Source organism: Stenotrophomonas genospecies 3 (assembly GCF_054473855.1).
The window spans coordinates 139979-155646 of sequence record NZ_JBTMUR010000009.1; the positions used below are offsets into that span (position 1 = coordinate 139979).

14 protein-coding genes are annotated in these 15668 nt (G+C 69.5%); all 14 read right to left on the bottom strand.

Features of this window, described 5'->3' with window-relative positions; all coding sequences use genetic code 11:
- Positions 1–95 precede the first annotated feature (95 nt).
- The 14 genes from ACX9OT_RS13590 to ACX9OT_RS13655 all read right to left on the bottom strand — a co-directional run bounded on the left by ACX9OT_RS13590 (position 96) and on the right by ACX9OT_RS13655 (position 15668).
- Complete coding sequence (locus tag ACX9OT_RS13590; RefSeq protein WP_277778834.1) at positions 96–3434, bottom strand: ankyrin repeat domain-containing protein; 3339 nt, start codon at positions 3432–3434, stop codon at positions 96–98.
- Positions 3427–3687: a YcgL domain-containing protein gene (locus ACX9OT_RS13595; protein WP_010482302.1), complete on the bottom strand. Its 261-nt coding sequence runs from the start codon at positions 3685–3687 to the stop codon at positions 3427–3429. Before ACX9OT_RS13595 ends, ACX9OT_RS13590 begins: the two co-directional genes overlap by 8 nt.
- A gap of 160 nt (positions 3688–3847) precedes the next feature.
- Positions 3848–4288, bottom strand: coding sequence for a hypothetical protein (locus ACX9OT_RS13600; protein WP_010482305.1), 441 nt, complete (start codon positions 4286–4288; stop codon positions 3848–3850).
- Positions 4289–4350: 62 nt separating this feature from the next.
- On the bottom strand, positions 4351–5589 hold the full coding sequence (locus ACX9OT_RS13605; RefSeq protein ID WP_032129167.1) for a beta-ketoacyl-ACP synthase: 1239 nt from the start codon (positions 5587–5589) through the stop codon (positions 4351–4353).
- Positions 5589–6320: a 3-ketoacyl-ACP reductase FabG2 gene (locus ACX9OT_RS13610; RefSeq protein WP_049398676.1), complete on the bottom strand. Its 732-nt coding sequence runs from the start codon at positions 6318–6320 to the stop codon at positions 5589–5591. Before ACX9OT_RS13610 ends, ACX9OT_RS13605 begins: the two co-directional genes overlap by 1 nt.
- Complete coding sequence (locus ACX9OT_RS13615) at positions 6317–6772, bottom strand: hotdog family protein (protein WP_032129169.1); 456 nt, start codon at positions 6770–6772, stop codon at positions 6317–6319. Before ACX9OT_RS13615 ends, ACX9OT_RS13610 begins: the two co-directional genes overlap by 4 nt.
- Positions 6769–7953 (bottom strand): beta-ketoacyl-[acyl-carrier-protein] synthase family protein, encoded by a 1185-nt coding sequence (locus tag ACX9OT_RS13620; RefSeq protein ID WP_277778833.1) that lies wholly within the window; start codon positions 7951–7953, stop codon positions 6769–6771. The genes ACX9OT_RS13615 and ACX9OT_RS13620 overlap by 4 nt, the downstream gene beginning before the upstream one ends.
- Complete coding sequence (locus ACX9OT_RS13625) at positions 7950–8507, bottom strand: DUF3261 domain-containing protein (RefSeq protein WP_107433485.1); 558 nt, start codon at positions 8505–8507, stop codon at positions 7950–7952. The genes ACX9OT_RS13620 and ACX9OT_RS13625 overlap by 4 nt, the downstream gene beginning before the upstream one ends.
- Complete coding sequence (locus ACX9OT_RS13630; RefSeq protein WP_032129172.1) at positions 8495–9745, bottom strand: NAD(P)/FAD-dependent oxidoreductase; 1251 nt, start codon at positions 9743–9745, stop codon at positions 8495–8497. Before ACX9OT_RS13630 ends, ACX9OT_RS13625 begins: the two co-directional genes overlap by 13 nt.
- Before the next feature lie 53 nt (positions 9746–9798).
- On the bottom strand, positions 9799–12174 hold the full coding sequence (locus tag ACX9OT_RS13635; protein WP_277778832.1) for an MMPL family transporter: 2376 nt from the start codon (positions 12172–12174) through the stop codon (positions 9799–9801).
- Positions 12146–12772, bottom strand: a complete 627-nt coding sequence (locus tag ACX9OT_RS13640) for an outer membrane lipoprotein carrier protein LolA (protein WP_277778831.1) — start codon at positions 12770–12772, stop codon at positions 12146–12148. Before ACX9OT_RS13640 ends, ACX9OT_RS13635 begins: the two co-directional genes overlap by 29 nt.
- Positions 12769–13200, bottom strand: coding sequence for an acyl-CoA thioesterase (locus ACX9OT_RS13645; protein ID WP_071228589.1), 432 nt, complete (start codon positions 13198–13200; stop codon positions 12769–12771). The genes ACX9OT_RS13640 and ACX9OT_RS13645 overlap by 4 nt, the downstream gene beginning before the upstream one ends.
- Positions 13187–14737, bottom strand: a complete 1551-nt coding sequence (locus ACX9OT_RS13650) for an HAL/PAL/TAL family ammonia-lyase (RefSeq protein WP_049462290.1) — start codon at positions 14735–14737, stop codon at positions 13187–13189. The genes ACX9OT_RS13645 and ACX9OT_RS13650 overlap by 14 nt, the downstream gene beginning before the upstream one ends.
- Positions 14727–15668, bottom strand: coding sequence for a lysophospholipid acyltransferase family protein (locus tag ACX9OT_RS13655; RefSeq protein ID WP_134952150.1), 942 nt, complete (start codon positions 15666–15668; stop codon positions 14727–14729). The genes ACX9OT_RS13650 and ACX9OT_RS13655 overlap by 11 nt, the downstream gene beginning before the upstream one ends.

The window sequence follows — 15668 nt, forward strand, 5'->3', positions numbered from 1 at the left end:
GATTGCGGTAGTGCCGGCCGCTGGCCGGCAGCCTCGGGATCCCGGAGGTTTCATGAGGTTACCGGCCAGCGGCCGGCACTACCCATTTCCAGGGATCAGCCGTTGTCGCGCAGGAACCGCGCCATCGACGAGACGCCAGGCACGCGCGGCTCGAACTCGCCGGCCACGTCGATGAAGCCGCGCATCACCGCGATCTCGCGCGGGCTGCGGTTGAGGCTGTCGCGCACTTCCGGATCGGCACCGGCGCGCAGCAGGCGCTGCACCAGCAGCGGCAGACCATGCAGCGCGGCCAGGTGCAGCGGGCCGAAACCGCGCGGATCACGCACGTCCAGGCTCACGTCCTCGTCCAGCAGGCGCTCTACCGCCGCCATCACCACCTGCTCGTCGCAGGCGGTACCCGGCTCGGCACGCGCACCCAGCAGCAGCAGCAGCGGCGTGACCGAACCGGCGGCGGCCTGGTCCGGTTCGGCACCGGCCAGCAGCAGGGTGTCGAGCAGGGCCAGCAAGCGCGAGCGGTCGCGGGCACTGAAACCGTACAGCGCGGCACAGTGCAGCGGGCCCAGCTGCTGCGCGTCACCGGCATGCACGTCGGCACCGGCGGTGAGCAGGCGCGCGACGATGTCCGGCAGGCCCAGCGCCGAGGCCAGCATCAGCACGGTCACGCCGCCCGGCAGGCGGTGTTCCAGCTTGGCACCGGCGTCGAGCAGGGCCGAAACGATGTCCACCTGACGCATGCTGACCGCCGCCGACAGCGGCGTCGCGCCACTGGCAGCGGCGTGCTGCGGATCGGCGCCGCGTGCCAGCAGCAGGTCGGTTACTGCCAGATGGCCACCACCGGCCGCACGCAGCAGCGCGGTGCAGCCCTGTGCGTCGACTGCGTCGACGGCAAATCCCAGATCGATCAGGCGGCGCACCGCATCGACGTCACCGGCCATCGCAGCGGCCGGCAGATCGGCCTCGCGCAGGGTGCGGCGCGGCAACGGCCACACCCGCCAGTCGAGCCAGTCGGCCAGGTCACGGCGACCGATCGACAGCGCCACGCCCAGCGGCGTCTGCCCATCGGCGGCACGTGCTTCCGGCGAGGCACCGTGCTGCACCAGCAGCTTCAGCGCGCCTTCGCGGGCCAATGCGGTGGCCAGATGCAATGCGGTCATGCCATGGCTGTCACGCGCTTCACGATCGACACCGGCCTTGAGCAGGGCCTGCTGCAGGCGCAGCCAGCCCAGGCGCACTGCCAGCGACAACGGCGGGTCACCCGCCGGCGAGGCCGCGAACGGATCGGCACCACGTTCCAGCAGTTCCAGCGCCAGCTGCTCCAGGCCGCGGGCGGCCTGATCGTGCTGTGCGCAGGCGGCAAGGAAGCGCGCCAGGCCACCGCGTCCGGCCGGCGACAGGCCGCGCTGCAGCATGACCTGCAGCGCCGGCACCGCATCGATGCCGCGCGACAGCAGCGCGAACATCGGCGTGTCGGAGCAGGCGTCACGCACGTAGGGATCGGCGCCGTGGCCCAGCAGCCAATCGACCGCACGCGGCTCCAGTGCCAGTTCCGGATCGAGCAGCAGGCCACCCAGTTCTTCCGGCTGGCACAGCTTGGCCAGCGCGGCCATGCCATCGGTGTTGCCGAAGCCCAGCGCTTCGCGCAGCAGGGTCAGCGGCGGGCGGTCCGGCAGCAGGCCACTGGCGCTGGCGGCTTCGCCGCGCTCGGCCAGGCCATCACTGACGGCGGCCGGCAACGGATAGGACGGGTCCAGCAGGGCCACAATCGCCCAGCGACCGGCTTCGGCGGCGTAGTCCACCGCACGGCGGCCAACCGGATCGGTGGCATCGGCGGCGATGCCCAGCTCGACCAGGCGCTTGATCAGCAATGGCGAGACATCCTCGGCCATCGCCGCCAGCTGCACCGCATTGCGGCCTTCGCCGTCCACCGCAACCAGATCCGGCTTGTGCGGCAGCAGATGCTCGACCACGGCAGCGCGACCGGCACGGGCCGCTTCCAGCCACGGCGTACGGCCCAGCGCATCGCGCGCTTCCAGATTGGCACCGGCACCCAGCAGCACGCCGATGATCTCGACGTGGCCAGCCAGTGCGGCCTCATGCAGCGCGCTGCGGCGCTGGCGATCACGCGCGTCAGCCCGCGCCTTGTGCTTGAGCAGCAGCTGCACGCCGGCCGGATCGTCGTCTTCGGTGGCGGCGGCGGCCAGCAGCACCGGCGTACCCTCGGCCGGTTCGCTGCGCGCACCGCGTTCGAGCAGGAAGCGGGCCAGGCGCCAGTTGCCGACCTGGCAGGCCACGGCCAGCGGCGACCAGCCCTCGTTGTTCAGCGCGTCGACTTCGGCGGCGGCATCGCGCAGCAGCGCGGCCACGCCCGGGTCGGAACTGCGCGCGGCATGGTGCAGCGGGGTGTTGCCATCGCTGTCGATGGCACGCGAATCGGCACCGTTGGCGAGCAGGGTCATCACCGCTTCGGGACGGCCGTGCCAGCTGTCGCGGGTGGCGGCCAGCAGCGGGGTCATGCCCCGGTGCGGCGCATTCACATCGACGCCGCGGGCGATCAGTTCGCGCAGCAGGCGCAGGTCGGGCAGCACCGCCGCCAGCACCGCCAGGCTGCGCTGGTCGCGCCAGTTCGGGTCCGGTAGCGCGTACGGATCGGCACCGGCCTGCAGCAGCTGCAGGCCCCGGTCGATGCGGCCATGGCGGGCGGCTTCATACAGGGCCGGGGTCAGCTCCTGCGGCGCCATCGCCTCCAGCGGCGCGGTTTCGGCCGCAGCGGGGAACATCGGTTCCTGTTCGCTGCTGGCCGCTGCGAACGGGCTGGGGCGCAGCGACACCAGCGGCGCGGGCGCGACCCGCTGCAGCAGCAGGTGCAGCACCGGCGACAGCAGCACGACCGCCAGTGCGGCGGGCCAGCGTGCGCTTTCCGGCAACAGGCCCGGCCAGGCCGGCAGCACCACCAGCGCGGCCAGCGCGATCACCAGCGCGGCGACACCGAGACCGCGCCAGGCGGTCAGGTCGCGTCCGGCCAGCGCCTGCCAATGCTGGGCGAGATTGCCATCCAGGCGTTCGACATCGTTCCACAGCGGCCAGGTGCGCCAGGCCGCCAGCAGGCCGGCACTGACCAGCACGCTCAGGCCCAGCACCGCGGCCAGGCTGCCGCTGTCACGCAGCGCCGCCAGCGGCCAGGCCAGCAGCAGCGCCAGCAACAGCGGCGCTGCCGTCCACAACGCCAGCAGCGCCGGCAGGTCCTGGCGCGCGACGATCTTCAGCGGCAGCAGCGCGCGGCTGCGACGCCACCACGACACACCCAGCGCGAACGCCGGCTGCGCCAGTGCCGCAAGGATGGCGCCTGGAACGCCGCCCACAGCGGCGCCAAGCGCCAGCACGGCGCCTACGGCGAAGGCGATCGACAGGGCGCGCGGACGGGACGTGTCAGTCATAGTGGCGCGGCATCAGGCTGGCCACCGATGGCGGCACCTGCAGGTAGAACCCGCGCTCGCTCATTTCGCTGCGGACCTTTTCCGGATCGGCCTGGGCCAGGCGGCGCTGGGCATCCAGGGCCACGTCCAGGACGAAGGCGAGCGTCCCCAGCGAGGTGAGCAGCGGCGCAGGCAGCGCGCTGAAATCATCGCGACGGGGAACGTAGACGTAGGTGTCCGGCTTGAGTTGGCTTTTATAGACGTAGGCGTGCATGTCCGCGGGACGATAACCCGGGAAGAGCCATGATTGTGTCGGAAAGCCGACACCGGGGAAAGCCGTCAGCCGACGATGGCGGCGTGATCGGCGGCGTTTCCCCGGCAGGATTCAGCAATGTGGCGGCGGCGTTCAGCCAACGCCGCCGCCACACGGGCGCTTACTTGACCTTGGCGTAGGTGCCCTTCAGCGCGACACCGGCGAGGATCGCACCGGCATAGCATTCGTAGTTGGTGCTGCTCTTGAACTCGTTCTTCTTGTAGTAGCTGACGATGTCGACCACGGCGTTGGCGCCGCGCGACTTGGCACCGTCCTGCAGCGCGCGCAGCGCCGACAGCGCGACCCAGCGGCAGGCCTCGGCATCGCTCTTGTTGGCGGCGTTGGTCTTCTTGTTGGTCACGTCTTCGCCCAGGCGCTGCTGCACGCTGACCGGCTGGCCGGCCAGGTAGAAGCGGACGCTGCCGTCGATGCCGGCGTCCTTGGCAGCCTGCGAACTGACCAGTTCCTGCAGGGACTGCTCCACGCGGGTATCGCGGGCAGAAGCGGTGGAGGCCAGGGCCAGCAGTGCGGTGGCCGTGGCGATCATCAGGGTGCGGCGCATCGGAACATCTCCTTGTCGAGGGTGCGGGTAGGTTGCGGGAACAGCGGCGGTGGGGCGGTGGATCACTCGCGCCAGCGGCGGAACACCAGCGAGGTGTTGATGCCACCGAAGGCGAAGTTGTTGCTCATCACGTACTCGGCCTGCAATTCGCGACCTTGGCCGGTGATGAAGTCGAGCTGGCCACAGCGTGGATCGACCTCGGCCAGGTTCAGGGTGGGCGCGAACCAGCCGGCGCGCATCATCTCGATGCTCATCCAGGCCTCGAACGCACCACAGGCGCCCAGCATGTGGCCGACGTAGCTCTTCAGCGAGCTGATCGGCATGCGGCTGCCGAACACCTGCGCGGTGGCCTGGGTCTCGGCGATGTCACCGTGGTCGGTGGCGGTGCCGTGGGCGTTGACGTAGTCGATCTGCGCCGCGTCCAGCCCGGCATCCTCAAGCGCCAGGCGCATGGCCTGGGCCATGGTGTCGGCACTGGGCTGGGTGACGTGCTGGCCATCGCTGTTGGTACCGTAGCCGACCACCTCGGCAAGGATGGTGGCGCCACGTGCCTGCGCGTGCTCCAGGTCTTCCAGGATCAGCGTACAGGCACCCTCGCCCAGCACCAGGCCATCGCGGCCGGCATCGAACGGGCGCGGCGTGGTCTGCGGCGCATCATTGCGCACGCTGGTGGCGAACAGGGTGTCGAACACTGCCGCGGCAGTGGCATCGAGCTGCTCGGCACCGCCAGCCACCATCACCGTCTGCTTGCCGCTGCGGATCGCTTCGTAGGCCGCGCCCACGCCCTGGCTGCCCGAGGTGCAGGCACTGGAGGTGGTGTAGACGCGCCCGGACAAACCAAAGAACACACCGATGTTGACCGGCGCGGTGTGGCTCATCATCTTCAGGTAGGTGGTGGCACTGATGCCGTCGGTGGTGAACTCGTTGAGCATGCGGCCGAATTCACCGGTGGCCTCGTGGCTGCCCGAGGACGAACCGTAGGCCACGCCGGTACGGCCACTGCGCAGCACCGGGTGCTCGTGCAGGCCAGCCTCGCGCAGTGCCACCTCGGTGGCGCGCACCGACATGATCGCGACCTTGCCCATCGAGCGGGTGGTCTTGCGGTTGTAGTTCGGCGGCAGCTCGAAGTCCTGCGCCGGCGCGGCCAGCTTGGTGTTCAGGCCGGCATAGACATCCCATTCGGGCATCGTGCGCACGGCATTGCGGCAGCTGCGCAGGTGCGCTTCGATGGTCGGCCAGTCGTGGCCGAGCGGACTGATGGCGGCCGCACCGGTGACCACCACGCGACGATCGGCAGCCATCAGAGCATGCCTCCGTTCACCGAGATCACCTGGCGGGTGATGTAGCCAGCCGGTTCGGACAGCAGGAACGCCACCGTGGCCGCCACTTCGTCGGGACGACCGACGCGGCCGGCGGGAATCAGCTTGAGCGCGTGTTCGATCACTTCATCGTTGAGCATTTCGGTCTCGATCAGGCCCGGGGCCACGCAGTTGACGGTGATCTGGCGGCTGGCCAGTTCCAGCGCCAGCGCCTTGGTGGCACCGATGATGCCGGCCTTGGCGGCACTGTAATTGACCTGGCCGCGGTTGCCGGCCAGCCCGGACACCGACGACAGGGTGACGATGCGGCCCGGCTTGCGCCGCCGCACCATCGGCATGATCAGCGGATGCAGCACGTTGTAGAAGCCATCCAGGTTGGTGTGGATGACCTGGTCCCAATCCTCCGCCGACAGCGCCGGGAAGGCGCCATCACGGGCGATGCCGGCATTGCAGACCACGCCGTAGTACGCGCCGTGCGCTTCGACATCGGCCTCCAGCGCGGCGCGTGCGGCCTCGCGGTCGGCTACGTCGAACGCCAGCACGCGGGCCTGCTGGCCCAAGGCCTGGATCTCGGCCATCACGGCCTGTGCCTCTTCCAGGCGGCTGCGGCAATGCACCACCACGTCGAAGCCATCGCGCGCGATGCGCAGCGCGATGGCCCGGCCGATGCCCCGGCTGGCGCCGGTCACCAGCACGCTTCGATTCCCTGTCATGCCTGTCCACTCTCCAGATAGGCCATCGCGTCGGCCGGTTCGAACACCGACACGTTGGCTGTCGCCCATTCGTCCTCGCCCGCCAGGATGCGGCAGGCGAACATCCCCAATCCATTGTCACCCAACAGCTCGCAGCGCGCCTGTACGCGCAGCCGCGATCCGCTGGGGAAGCTGCTGCGCGCGCTGCTGTAGCGGCGGCTGCCGAGCAGGAAGCCCAGCTGCGGCGGCTTGCCGGCCGCACGCGCACGGCAGCCGGCCCAGGCCGCGATGGCCTGCGCCATGTATTCGATGCCGACCCACGCCGGCACTTCGCCGTTCTCCACGAACAGGCCGGATTCGGGCACCACCAGTTCAGCCTCGAGGGTGTCCTGGTCCCACTGCGTGATGCGCTCCAGCAGGCACATGTCCTGGCGGTGCGGCACCACGTCCTCGATCGCGTACAGCGTGTTCATCGACGCTCCAGTGCCAGCACGGCATTGCTGCCGCCGAAGGCGAACGAATTGCTCAGCACCCGCCGCGGCGCCTGCGCCAGGCGGGAGCCCGGCGCGACCAGCGGCAGCACCGGCAGTGCGGGGTCGGGCACGCCGTCCCACCAGTGCGGTGGCAGCTGCTGCTGCGGGTTCTCGGCCAGCAGGATCCAGCACAGCGCCGCCTCGATCGCGCCCGAGGCACCCAGCGTATGGCCGGTCAGCGGCTTGGTCGAACTGGCCGGCACGCCATTGCCCAGCACCTGCGAGACCGCCAGGCTTTCCATCGCATCGTTGTGCCCGGTGGCGGTGCCATGCAGGTTCACGTAATCCACTTCGTCGGCGCCCCAGCCGGCGCGCAGCAGCGCCTGCTGCAGGGCGTCGATGGCCCCCATCCCCTGCGGATCGGGGGCGGACATGTGATGGGCATCGGCCGATTCGCCCCACCCGGCCAGGCACACCGGACCCGGCTCGCGGGTAAGCAGGAACAGCGCGGCGCCCTCGCCGATGTTGATGCCGGAGCGGTGCTGCGAGAACGGATTGCAGCGCAGGGCCGACACCGATTCCAACGCGCTGAAGCCGGCCACGGTGAAGCGGCACAGCGAATCGGCACCGCCGGCAATCACCGCATCGACGATGCCGGCGCGCAGCATGCGCGCGGCCGACATCAGCGCCTTGGCGCTGGACGAGCAGGCGGTGGACAGGGTCCATGCCGGCCCCTGTGCACCACTGCGCTGGCGCACGAACTGCGCGGCGGTGCCCATTTCCTGCTGGGCGTAATCGAAGCCCTGCGGCCACTGGCCCTGTTCGGCGTGGGTGCGCAGGGCCTGCTCGGATTCACCAATGCCCGAGGTGCTGGTGCCCAGCACCACCGCCACACGCTCGGCACCATGGCGGGCGATCGCGGCGGCCACCGCTGGTGCGATCTGCGCCAGTGCCACGTCCAGCAGGGCGTTGTTGCGCCCGCGCAGGGCCACCGGCAGGTCCTCCAGCGCCGGCAGCGGCGTGCGCACCTCTCCCAGCGCCAGGGTGCGCCCCGGCAGCAGGCTGTCGTTGTCGCTGAGCCCGCCCGGCACATCGGCGAACATCGCCGACGCGACCGCGGCGCGGCCATCGCCGAGCGCGCAGACCACGCCCAGGTCGTTCAGGTAGATCGGTGCACTCATCGGTCCTGCCCGGCCATGTCGATCGATTCGATGCGCAGCGCATAGCCTTCGGCGCGGTTGTCCAGCTGCACGCTGCCATCGTCCAGGCGCTGCAGCTGCAGCCACACCGTGCCGTCGCGCGACAGGCTGCGCTGCCGGCCGTCATCGCTGACCTGCCAACCTGCCGGCAACGCGGCGGCAATGGCCGCGGTCGGCCACAGCGCGAACTGCAGGTCATCCAGCACGCGCTCGGCACGCACCTGCGGCGGCAGCCACGGTGCGCGCTGCTGGGTCAGCTGCTGGCCGTCCCACTGCAGGCGCACGCCGGTCTGGCCCATCGCCTGCACCGCCAGCTGCACCTGCTGCGCATCGGCTTCCAGCAGAGCATCCAGGTCGCGCTCATGCGTACCGAAACGGAAATGCAGCTGCTGCTGCAATGCCAGCGGCGCCGGCAGGCTGGCCGGCGACAGGCGCAGCGGCGGCAGTTCCACCAATGGCTTGGGCATGCGGCCGGCACAGGCGGCCAGCAGCAGGCACAGCAGCACGGCCGCGGTACGGGCGATCAGGCGCTGCACAGCTGCTCCAGCACGCGCATGCGGCGGCCGCTTTCGTCGGCCACATACGGGTTGTTGGTGTCCCAGGCGTAGCCGGCCAGGATGGAACTGATCATGTCGCGTACTTCGGGCTGCTGCTGCGGGTGGTAGATGATCTTCTGGAAGCCGCCCTCGTACCAGCTTTCAACGAAGCGGCGGAAGGTCTTCACGCCGGCACGCAGCGGGATCGAGAATTCAGCTTCCCAGTCGACGGTTTCGCCGGCATAGCGGCGCGCCAGGCATTCGCTGGCCAGCTGCGCGGACTTGAAGGCGATGGTGACGCCGGAGGAGAACACCGGGTCGAGGAACTCGCCGGCATTGCCCAGCAGGGCGTAGCCCGGGCCCCACAACGAGCTGACATTGGCCGAGTAACCCGTGATGCGGCGCACCGGCAGCACCGCCCATTCGGCGTTGGCCAGCAGCCGGGTCAGGTTGGGGTCCTCGCCGACGATGGCCTGCAGCTTCTGCAGGTCGTCGCCTTCGTAGCGTTCGAAGAACGATGGCTCGGCGACCACGCCCAGCGAGCAGCAGCCGTTGGAGAACGGGATCGTCCAGTACCAGACGTCGATGTGCTCGGGATGGGTGGTGATCAGGATCTTGTTGCGATCGAAGTCCGCTTCGGCCGGAATGTTGTCGCGCACGTGGCAGAAGATCGCGCCGCGCACCGGGAAGTTGGACGGCGATTCCAGCTGCAGCAGGCGTGGCAGCAAGCGCGCGAAGCCGGATGCATCGAGGATGAAATCGGCCTCGATGCGGTACTCGCTGCCGTCCGGACGACGCACGGTCACCGCCGGCTGCTCGCCCGGCTCGACCGCAAGCACTTCATCGCCGAAGCGCAGCGTGGTGCCCATGCGCTCGGCGCCGCGTGCCAGCACGTTGTCGAAGTCGGCGCGCTGCACCTGGTAGGTGGTGCCCCAGCCTGGCGAGAACTTCTTCCTGAAGTCGAACGCGGTGCGCGCCTCGCCATGCACGAACGCGGCGCCGTTCTTGTGCTGGAAGCCCGCTTCGACCACGTCCTGCAGCAGGCCAGCCGCTTCGATGTACTCCATGCTCTGCGGCAGCAGGCTTTCACCGATGGAGAAGCGCGGGAACTGCTGGCGCTCCAGCATCAACACCTGGCGGCCCTGCTGGCGCAGCATCGCCGCGGCCACCGAGCCGGCCGGGCCCGCACCGATGATCAGGATTTCAGTACGTTCGACAGCATCCACAGCAGTATTCATCGGTGCGTCCTTGTTGCTCGATCAGGTGGAAAGAAGGAAGTCGGAAGACAGGTTCAAGCTGGCGGCAGGTCATGTGGCGGCGGCCGGAACAGCGGCGAGATCAACCAGACCAGGCCGATGCCGAACAGCAGCGTCAGGCCGAACGCGCGCAGCGCCGGGGTCTGCGACAGGCCCAGCAGGCCGAACGACAGCCAGGTGCTGGCCGCGCCCACGCACACTGCCAGCCAGGCGCTGGCATCGCCACGGTGCTCGATCAGGAAGATGCCGTAGTCGATGCCCATGCCCAGCAGCAGCATCAGTGCCAGCACGTTGAACAGCTGCAGCGGCTGGCCGAACAGACCCAGCAGGCCCAGGGTCAAGGCACCGGCAATCAGGGTCGGCGCGAACACGCGCCAGGCCTGGCGGCGGTAGCGCAGCCACAGCGCGCCGAACACCAGCGCGATGCCGACCAGCAGCAGCCCACCCATCAGCTTGCGGTAGTGGCCCAGCAGCGTGGAGAAGTCGGCGGTGCGGTCCACCCAGCGCACGCCGGGCAGGCCTTCGGCCGCGCCCTGCAGGGTGGCCAGCGCATCGGCGCGCGACAGGTCATCGACCATCACCACGCTGATCATCTGCCCACCGACCCCGCCCACCCACAGGTGGCGGAACGGCTGCGACGCCGGCGAGGCAAGGAAGGCTTCGGCGCTGAGTGGTGCGGCCGCGAACTGCGGTCGCTGCAGCGGCTCGCCCACGGCCTCGGACACGGCCGACAGCACGCCGGGTTCCACCCTCGCGGTCAGCGCGGCATCGGCCTGCTGGCGCGACGGCGACGGCAGCCAATCGCTGATCGCGCGATAGCCACCAATGCGCTTGTCGTTGGCCAATACACGCAGGCGTTCGGTCAGCGCTTCTTCGCGCTGCAGCAGCTGCGCGGCATCGGCACCCTGCACCAGATAGAACTGCGCCGGGCTGGGCATGCCCAGCAACTGGCTCAGGCGGATCTGCTGCGCCATCAATGCCGGCGGCGACGACTGCAGGCTGCGCAGGTCGTCGTTGCTCTGCAGGCGCGCGATGCCGATGGCAGACAGTGCCAGCGTGATCACCACGAACATCGTCACCGCGCGGCGGCCATGCAGGCGCGGGAAACGCTCCAGCGTGTTGCCCAGCCACTGCGAGAAGCGGGTCTGGCGGATCTCGCCACCATCCAGCCACGGGAACCAGAAGATCACCGTGAGGAAGGCGGCAGCCAGGCCGACCACCGAGAACAGCGCCATCTGGCGCAGGCCCGGGAACGGGGCCAGGCCCAATGCCAGATAGGCCAGCGCACTGGTCAGCAGGGCCAGCCACAGGCCAGGCAGCAGATGCCGCAGCAGTTTCCAGCGACGATCGGCCGGCTCGGCCTGGCGCGAGGCAAACCAGTGGATGCCGTAATCCTCGGCCACGCCCACCAGCGATGCGCCGAACACCAGGGTCAGCACGTGCACCTTGCCGAAGACCAGCACGGTCACTGCCAGCGCCACGCCACAGCCGATCAGCAGTGAGGCGGCGACCAGCAGGATCGGCCGCAGCGAGCGGAATGCCAGCCACACCAGCAGCAGCACCGCCGCCAGCGACCCCCAACCGATGGTGTTGATCTCCTGGTTGGCCTGCACCGCGGCCGCTTCGGCGTGCAGTGGCACGCCGGCATGCAGGATCTCCAGATCCGGAGCGGCCGCTTTTGCTGCCTGCCCGGCACGTTCCAGCAGGCCATCGAGATGGCGTTCGCCGTCCAGCTGGAACGCCGAGCCGGGCGTATCGAACTGCAGCACGGCCCAGTGCCTGCCCTCGGCTTCAAGCAGGCCGTCATCGCCCAACCGCAGCCCCGACCCCTGCGCCTGCTGCTGCCACCATTGCGGCCACAGCGACAACGGGTCCTGCCGCCAGTCGGTCAGGCGCGGCGCGCCCATCGGGCCGTACAGCGCGGCCAACGCCTGTTCGGCCAGCGCGCCCGGCTCGCTGCCCTGCAGCTGCTCGCGCTGGGCCGGGGTCAGCAGGCGGTCACGGTACGGCGCGTAGAACGCGCGCGCCTCATCGAACCAGCCTTCGATCGAGCCGCTGGGTACCAGCAGGGCGTGATCGGCGTCCTTGGCCATGGCTGCAGCAAACGCGGCCTGCGCACGCTTGGCGGCAGCGCCGTCCTTGCTGCCCAGCAGCACCACCACCTGCCGCGAACTGCCATCGGCAATGCGCCGGGTGACATCGCTCAACAGACGGTCGTGTGCATCCTGCGGCAGCAGGGCGAGGATGTCGGTGTCGATCCGCGATTGCTGGCTCCACAAGTGCCACTGCTGCGCGCCCAGTACCAGCAGCACCAGCAGCCAGGCGATGCCCAGCCAGTGCCACCAGCGCCGCAACCGGTCCGGTGCGTTCGATGCCGCGGCCTCACTCAAAGCGGCGGGCCTCGTCGGCATTGAGCGTGGCCGGCGTCTCGCTCAACGCGCTGAACTGGATCTGCGTGCGGTCCTTGTTGGCCTCCACGATCTCGACCTGGCGCACATAGCGGTCGCCCTGCAGGGTCAGCGATTCGAAAGCCTTGGCCAGCATCGCCGACTTCGGCGTCAGGCGCAGCCGCCAGCCTTGTCCTTCACGGCTGGCCGCCACGTTGAACTGGCTGGACAGCGCCTGCACGTCGCCACTCATCAGCGCGAACATGATCGCGTTCACCGAACGCATCGCCGGCTGCTGCCGTGCATCGAGTTCGACGCGGGTGCTGCCATCGCGCTGGCGGCTGAGGATGCGGTCGGCGGTGACCACCACCTCGGAGGGGAACGGCTTGAGCGTGGACCAGATCACGCCGTGCTGGCGCGCGACCACGAAGCGGCCCTGAGAACGCAGTGGGTTCTTGAAGCCGCTGACCTGCTTTTCCTGGCTGAACTGGCCACGCAGCACGTCCGGCCGGGCCACCGCCTGGGTGATCGCATCGATGGCGGGGTCGGCCGCCTGCACCAGCGGTGCGGCCAGCAGCAGCGCGCACAGCAGCGCACGGGCGAAACGGTTCGCTCGGTTCATGGCGCAGGCACTCCCAGGCGTTCCCACAGCACCGGCGGGCACTGGTACAGCATTTCCTTGCTGGCAGCGTCCACCGCAACCTGGATGGTCATCGCGCGGGTCAGCACCTGGCCGCTCTGCGCATCGAGAATCTCGTACTCGATCTTCAGCCGGTTCTCCCATTCCACGATGCGCGCGATCACGCGCAAGGCCTGGTTGAACAGCAGCGGGCGCACATATTTCACCCGCGCATCGACCACCGGCCACAGGTAGCCCGATTCGAGCATCTGCGGGTAGTCGTAGTCGTAGCGCCCGAGCAGCGCGCAGCGCGCGATCTCGAAGTACTTGAAGTAGTTGCCATGCCAGACCACGTTCATCGGATCGCAGTCATGGAAGGCCGGGGTCAGCGAAATCTCGCCGGCCCGTTCGATTGCTTCATTCACCGGCATACAGCTCCCAACGTTGCGCGCGGATCTCCACCAGCAGTTCCCGCAGTTCGCGATCCAGCGCGCGGTCTTCTTCAACCAGGGCGATGCGCTGCCCCAGGTCGGCGTACATGTCGGCCAGACTGCCATGCAGCTGCGCGTTCAGGCCAACCCGTTCGCGCAGCGCCAGGCCCTGGCGGGCAGCGATCAGCATCGCGGCCACCACCTGTTCCGTCAGCTCGATCACGCGCAGGCAATCGCGCGCGGCAATGGTGCCCATGCTGACCTTGTCCTGGTTGTGGCATTCGGTGGAGCGCGAGAACACGCTGGCCGGCATGGTCTGCTTCAGCGCTTCGGCGGTCCAGGCCGAAACGCTGATCTGCAGCGCCTTCAGGCCATGGTTGATGGCTGCGCGCGGGCCGGTAGCCGCCGACAGGTTGGCCGGCAGGCCGTGGTTGTAGCGGGCATCGACCACCAGCGCCAGCTGCCGGTCGAGCAGATCGGCGACGTTGGCCACGGTGTTCTTCAGGGTGTCCATCGCCAGCGCGATGTGGCCGCCGTAGAAGTGGCCGCCGTGCAGGATACGCTCGCCGTCGGCATCGATCAGCGGGTTGTCGTTGGCGCTGTTCAGCTCGGTTTCGATCAGCTGGCGCAGGAACGGCAGGCTGTCTTCCAGCACGCCGATCACGTGCGGTGCGCAGCGCAGCGAATAGCGGTCCTGCAGGCGCTGTTCATTGCGCGGCGGACGCTCGCTGTGCAGGTCGCTGCGCAGGCGCGCGGCGATGCGGCCCTGGCCCGGGTGCGGCTTGGCGGCGAACAGGGTTTCGTCGAAGTGATGCGCGTTGCCGTCGCTGGCCAGCACGTTGAACGCGGTCAGCCGCGTGGCCATGCGCGCCAGGTAATCGGCGCGCTGCCAGGCCAGGCAGGCCAGGCCGGTCATCACTGCGGTGCCGTTCATGATCGCCAGGCCTTCCTTCGGTCGCAGCTTCAGCGGGGTCATGCCGATCTTCGCCAGCACATCCGCCGCCGGCTGCACGCGGCCGTCGTGCAGCACCTCGCGCTCGCCGCACAGCACCGCGGCCACGTACGACAGCGGGGTCAGGTCACCACTGGCACCCACCGAGCCCTCGGCCGGAATCATCGGCAGCACGTCGTGCTGCAGCAGTGTGGCCAGGCCTTCCAGCAGCGGCACACTGACACCGGACATGCCACGCACCAGCGACGCCAGGCGCGCAGCCAGCACCGCGCGGGTCTCGACCGGGTCCAGGTAACGGCCCAGGCCACAGCCGTGGTAGGTGTACAGGTGGTGCGGCAGCTCAGCCACCAGCGCCGGCGGGATGTTCACCGTGCACGAGTCGCCGTAGCCGGTGGTCACGCCGTAGATCACGCCGTCCTCGCGCAGCAGGCGGTCGAGGAAGTCGGCACCGCGCTGGATATGCGCGCGGAACGCAGGCGCGTCGCTCAGTGCGGCCTCGCACTGGCGCTGGGCCAGGGCAACCACGTCTTCGATGGTCAACGGTGCATCGCCAAAGCGGCACACGGGTACGGCGTCAGTCGTCATGCGGAGCCTGATCCCAGAAGGGGAAGAAATTGAACCAGTCCAACGGGGACTGGATGACCTGGAGTTCCAGCCAGCGCGCGAAGCGCTGTGCCTGTTCGGCCAGCGCCGCATCGCGTGAGCCGCGCGGCAGCACGATGCGTTCGGCGAACTGTTCGAATGCCACGCGGTAGCCCTCGCCCTGGTGCAGGCAGGCCATGGTGTAGACCGGGCAGCCCAGCGCGGCGGCGAGCACGTAGGCACCGATCGGGAACGGCGCGCGGTGGCCAAGGAAATCGGCGGTGACGCTGCGGCCGCCCTGCACCGGCGTGCGGTCGCCGACGATGGCGACGAAGCCACCCGCCGCCACGCGCTCGGCCAGCATCATTGCCGTGGCCGGGCCCATTTCGGTTACCTGCACCAGCTCCACCGCCGCCAGCGGGTCCAGCCGCTGCAGCAGGCGGTTGAAGCGCTGCGCATGCGCGGTGTGCACCAGCACGGTGATGCGGAAACCCGGCACCTGTTCGGCCAGCACCTGGCACAGTTCCAGGCAGCCGATGTGCGCGGTGAGGATCAGCCCGCCTTCGCGGCGCGCGATCTTCTCCAGCACCAGGTCGCGATGCAGATGGATGCGTTCGGCCGGATAGCGCCCGCCCAGGCCGAGGATCTTGTCCAGCATCGTGTCGGCGAAGGCGAAGAAGTGGCGCAGGCTGTCACGCCGGGTCGGCGTGCGGCCGAGCACGCCGCTGTGCGCCTGCAGCCGCTGCAGGTACTGCATCGAGGCCTGGCGGCCGACGCGGTTGCCCAGCCAATGGCAGGCCACCACCGGCCACACGCACAGGCGGAACGGCCAGCGCCCGAACCAGCGGTGCACCCAGCACAGGAACAGCACGCCGGCCACCGAGGTGGATTCGCCGATGTCGGCCCAGTGCGGGGCCCCCTGCGCGGCCGCCAT

Bases quoted from the DNA above. Each gene is read 5' to 3' on its own strand.
- ACX9OT_RS13590 (WP_277778834.1), bottom strand. From the start codon at position 3,434: ATGACTGACACGTCCCGTCCGCGCGCCCTGTCGATCGCCTTCGCCGTA.
- ACX9OT_RS13595 (WP_010482302.1), bottom strand. From the start codon at position 3,687: ATGCACGCCTACGTCTATAAAAGCCAACTCAAGCCGGACACCTACGTC.
- ACX9OT_RS13600 (WP_010482305.1), bottom strand. From the start codon at position 4,288: ATGCGCCGCACCCTGATGATCGCCACGGCCACCGCACTGCTGGCCCTG.
- ACX9OT_RS13605 (WP_032129167.1), bottom strand. From the start codon at position 5,589: ATGGCTGCCGATCGTCGCGTGGTGGTCACCGGTGCGGCCGCCATCAGT.
- ACX9OT_RS13610 (WP_049398676.1), bottom strand. From the start codon at position 6,320: ATGACAGGGAATCGAAGCGTGCTGGTGACCGGCGCCAGCCGGGGCATC.
- ACX9OT_RS13615 (WP_032129169.1), bottom strand. From the start codon at position 6,772: ATGAACACGCTGTACGCGATCGAGGACGTGGTGCCGCACCGCCAGGAC.
- ACX9OT_RS13620 (WP_277778833.1), bottom strand. From the start codon at position 7,953: ATGAGTGCACCGATCTACCTGAACGACCTGGGCGTGGTCTGCGCGCTC.
- ACX9OT_RS13630 (WP_032129172.1), bottom strand. From the start codon at position 9,745: ATGAATACTGCTGTGGATGCTGTCGAACGTACTGAAATCCTGATCATC.
- ACX9OT_RS13635 (WP_277778832.1), bottom strand. From the start codon at position 12,174: ATGCCGACGAGGCCCGCCGCTTTGAGTGAGGCCGCGGCATCGAACGCA.
- ACX9OT_RS13640 (WP_277778831.1), bottom strand. From the start codon at position 12,772: ATGAACCGAGCGAACCGTTTCGCCCGTGCGCTGCTGTGCGCGCTGCTG.
- ACX9OT_RS13645 (WP_071228589.1), bottom strand. From the start codon at position 13,200: ATGCCGGTGAATGAAGCAATCGAACGGGCCGGCGAGATTTCGCTGACC.
- ACX9OT_RS13650 (WP_049462290.1), bottom strand. From the start codon at position 14,737: ATGACGACTGACGCCGTACCCGTGTGCCGCTTTGGCGATGCACCGTTG.
- ACX9OT_RS13655 (WP_134952150.1), bottom strand. From the start codon at position 15,668: ATGGCGGCCGCGCAGGGGGCCCCGCACTGGGCCGACATCGGCGAATCC.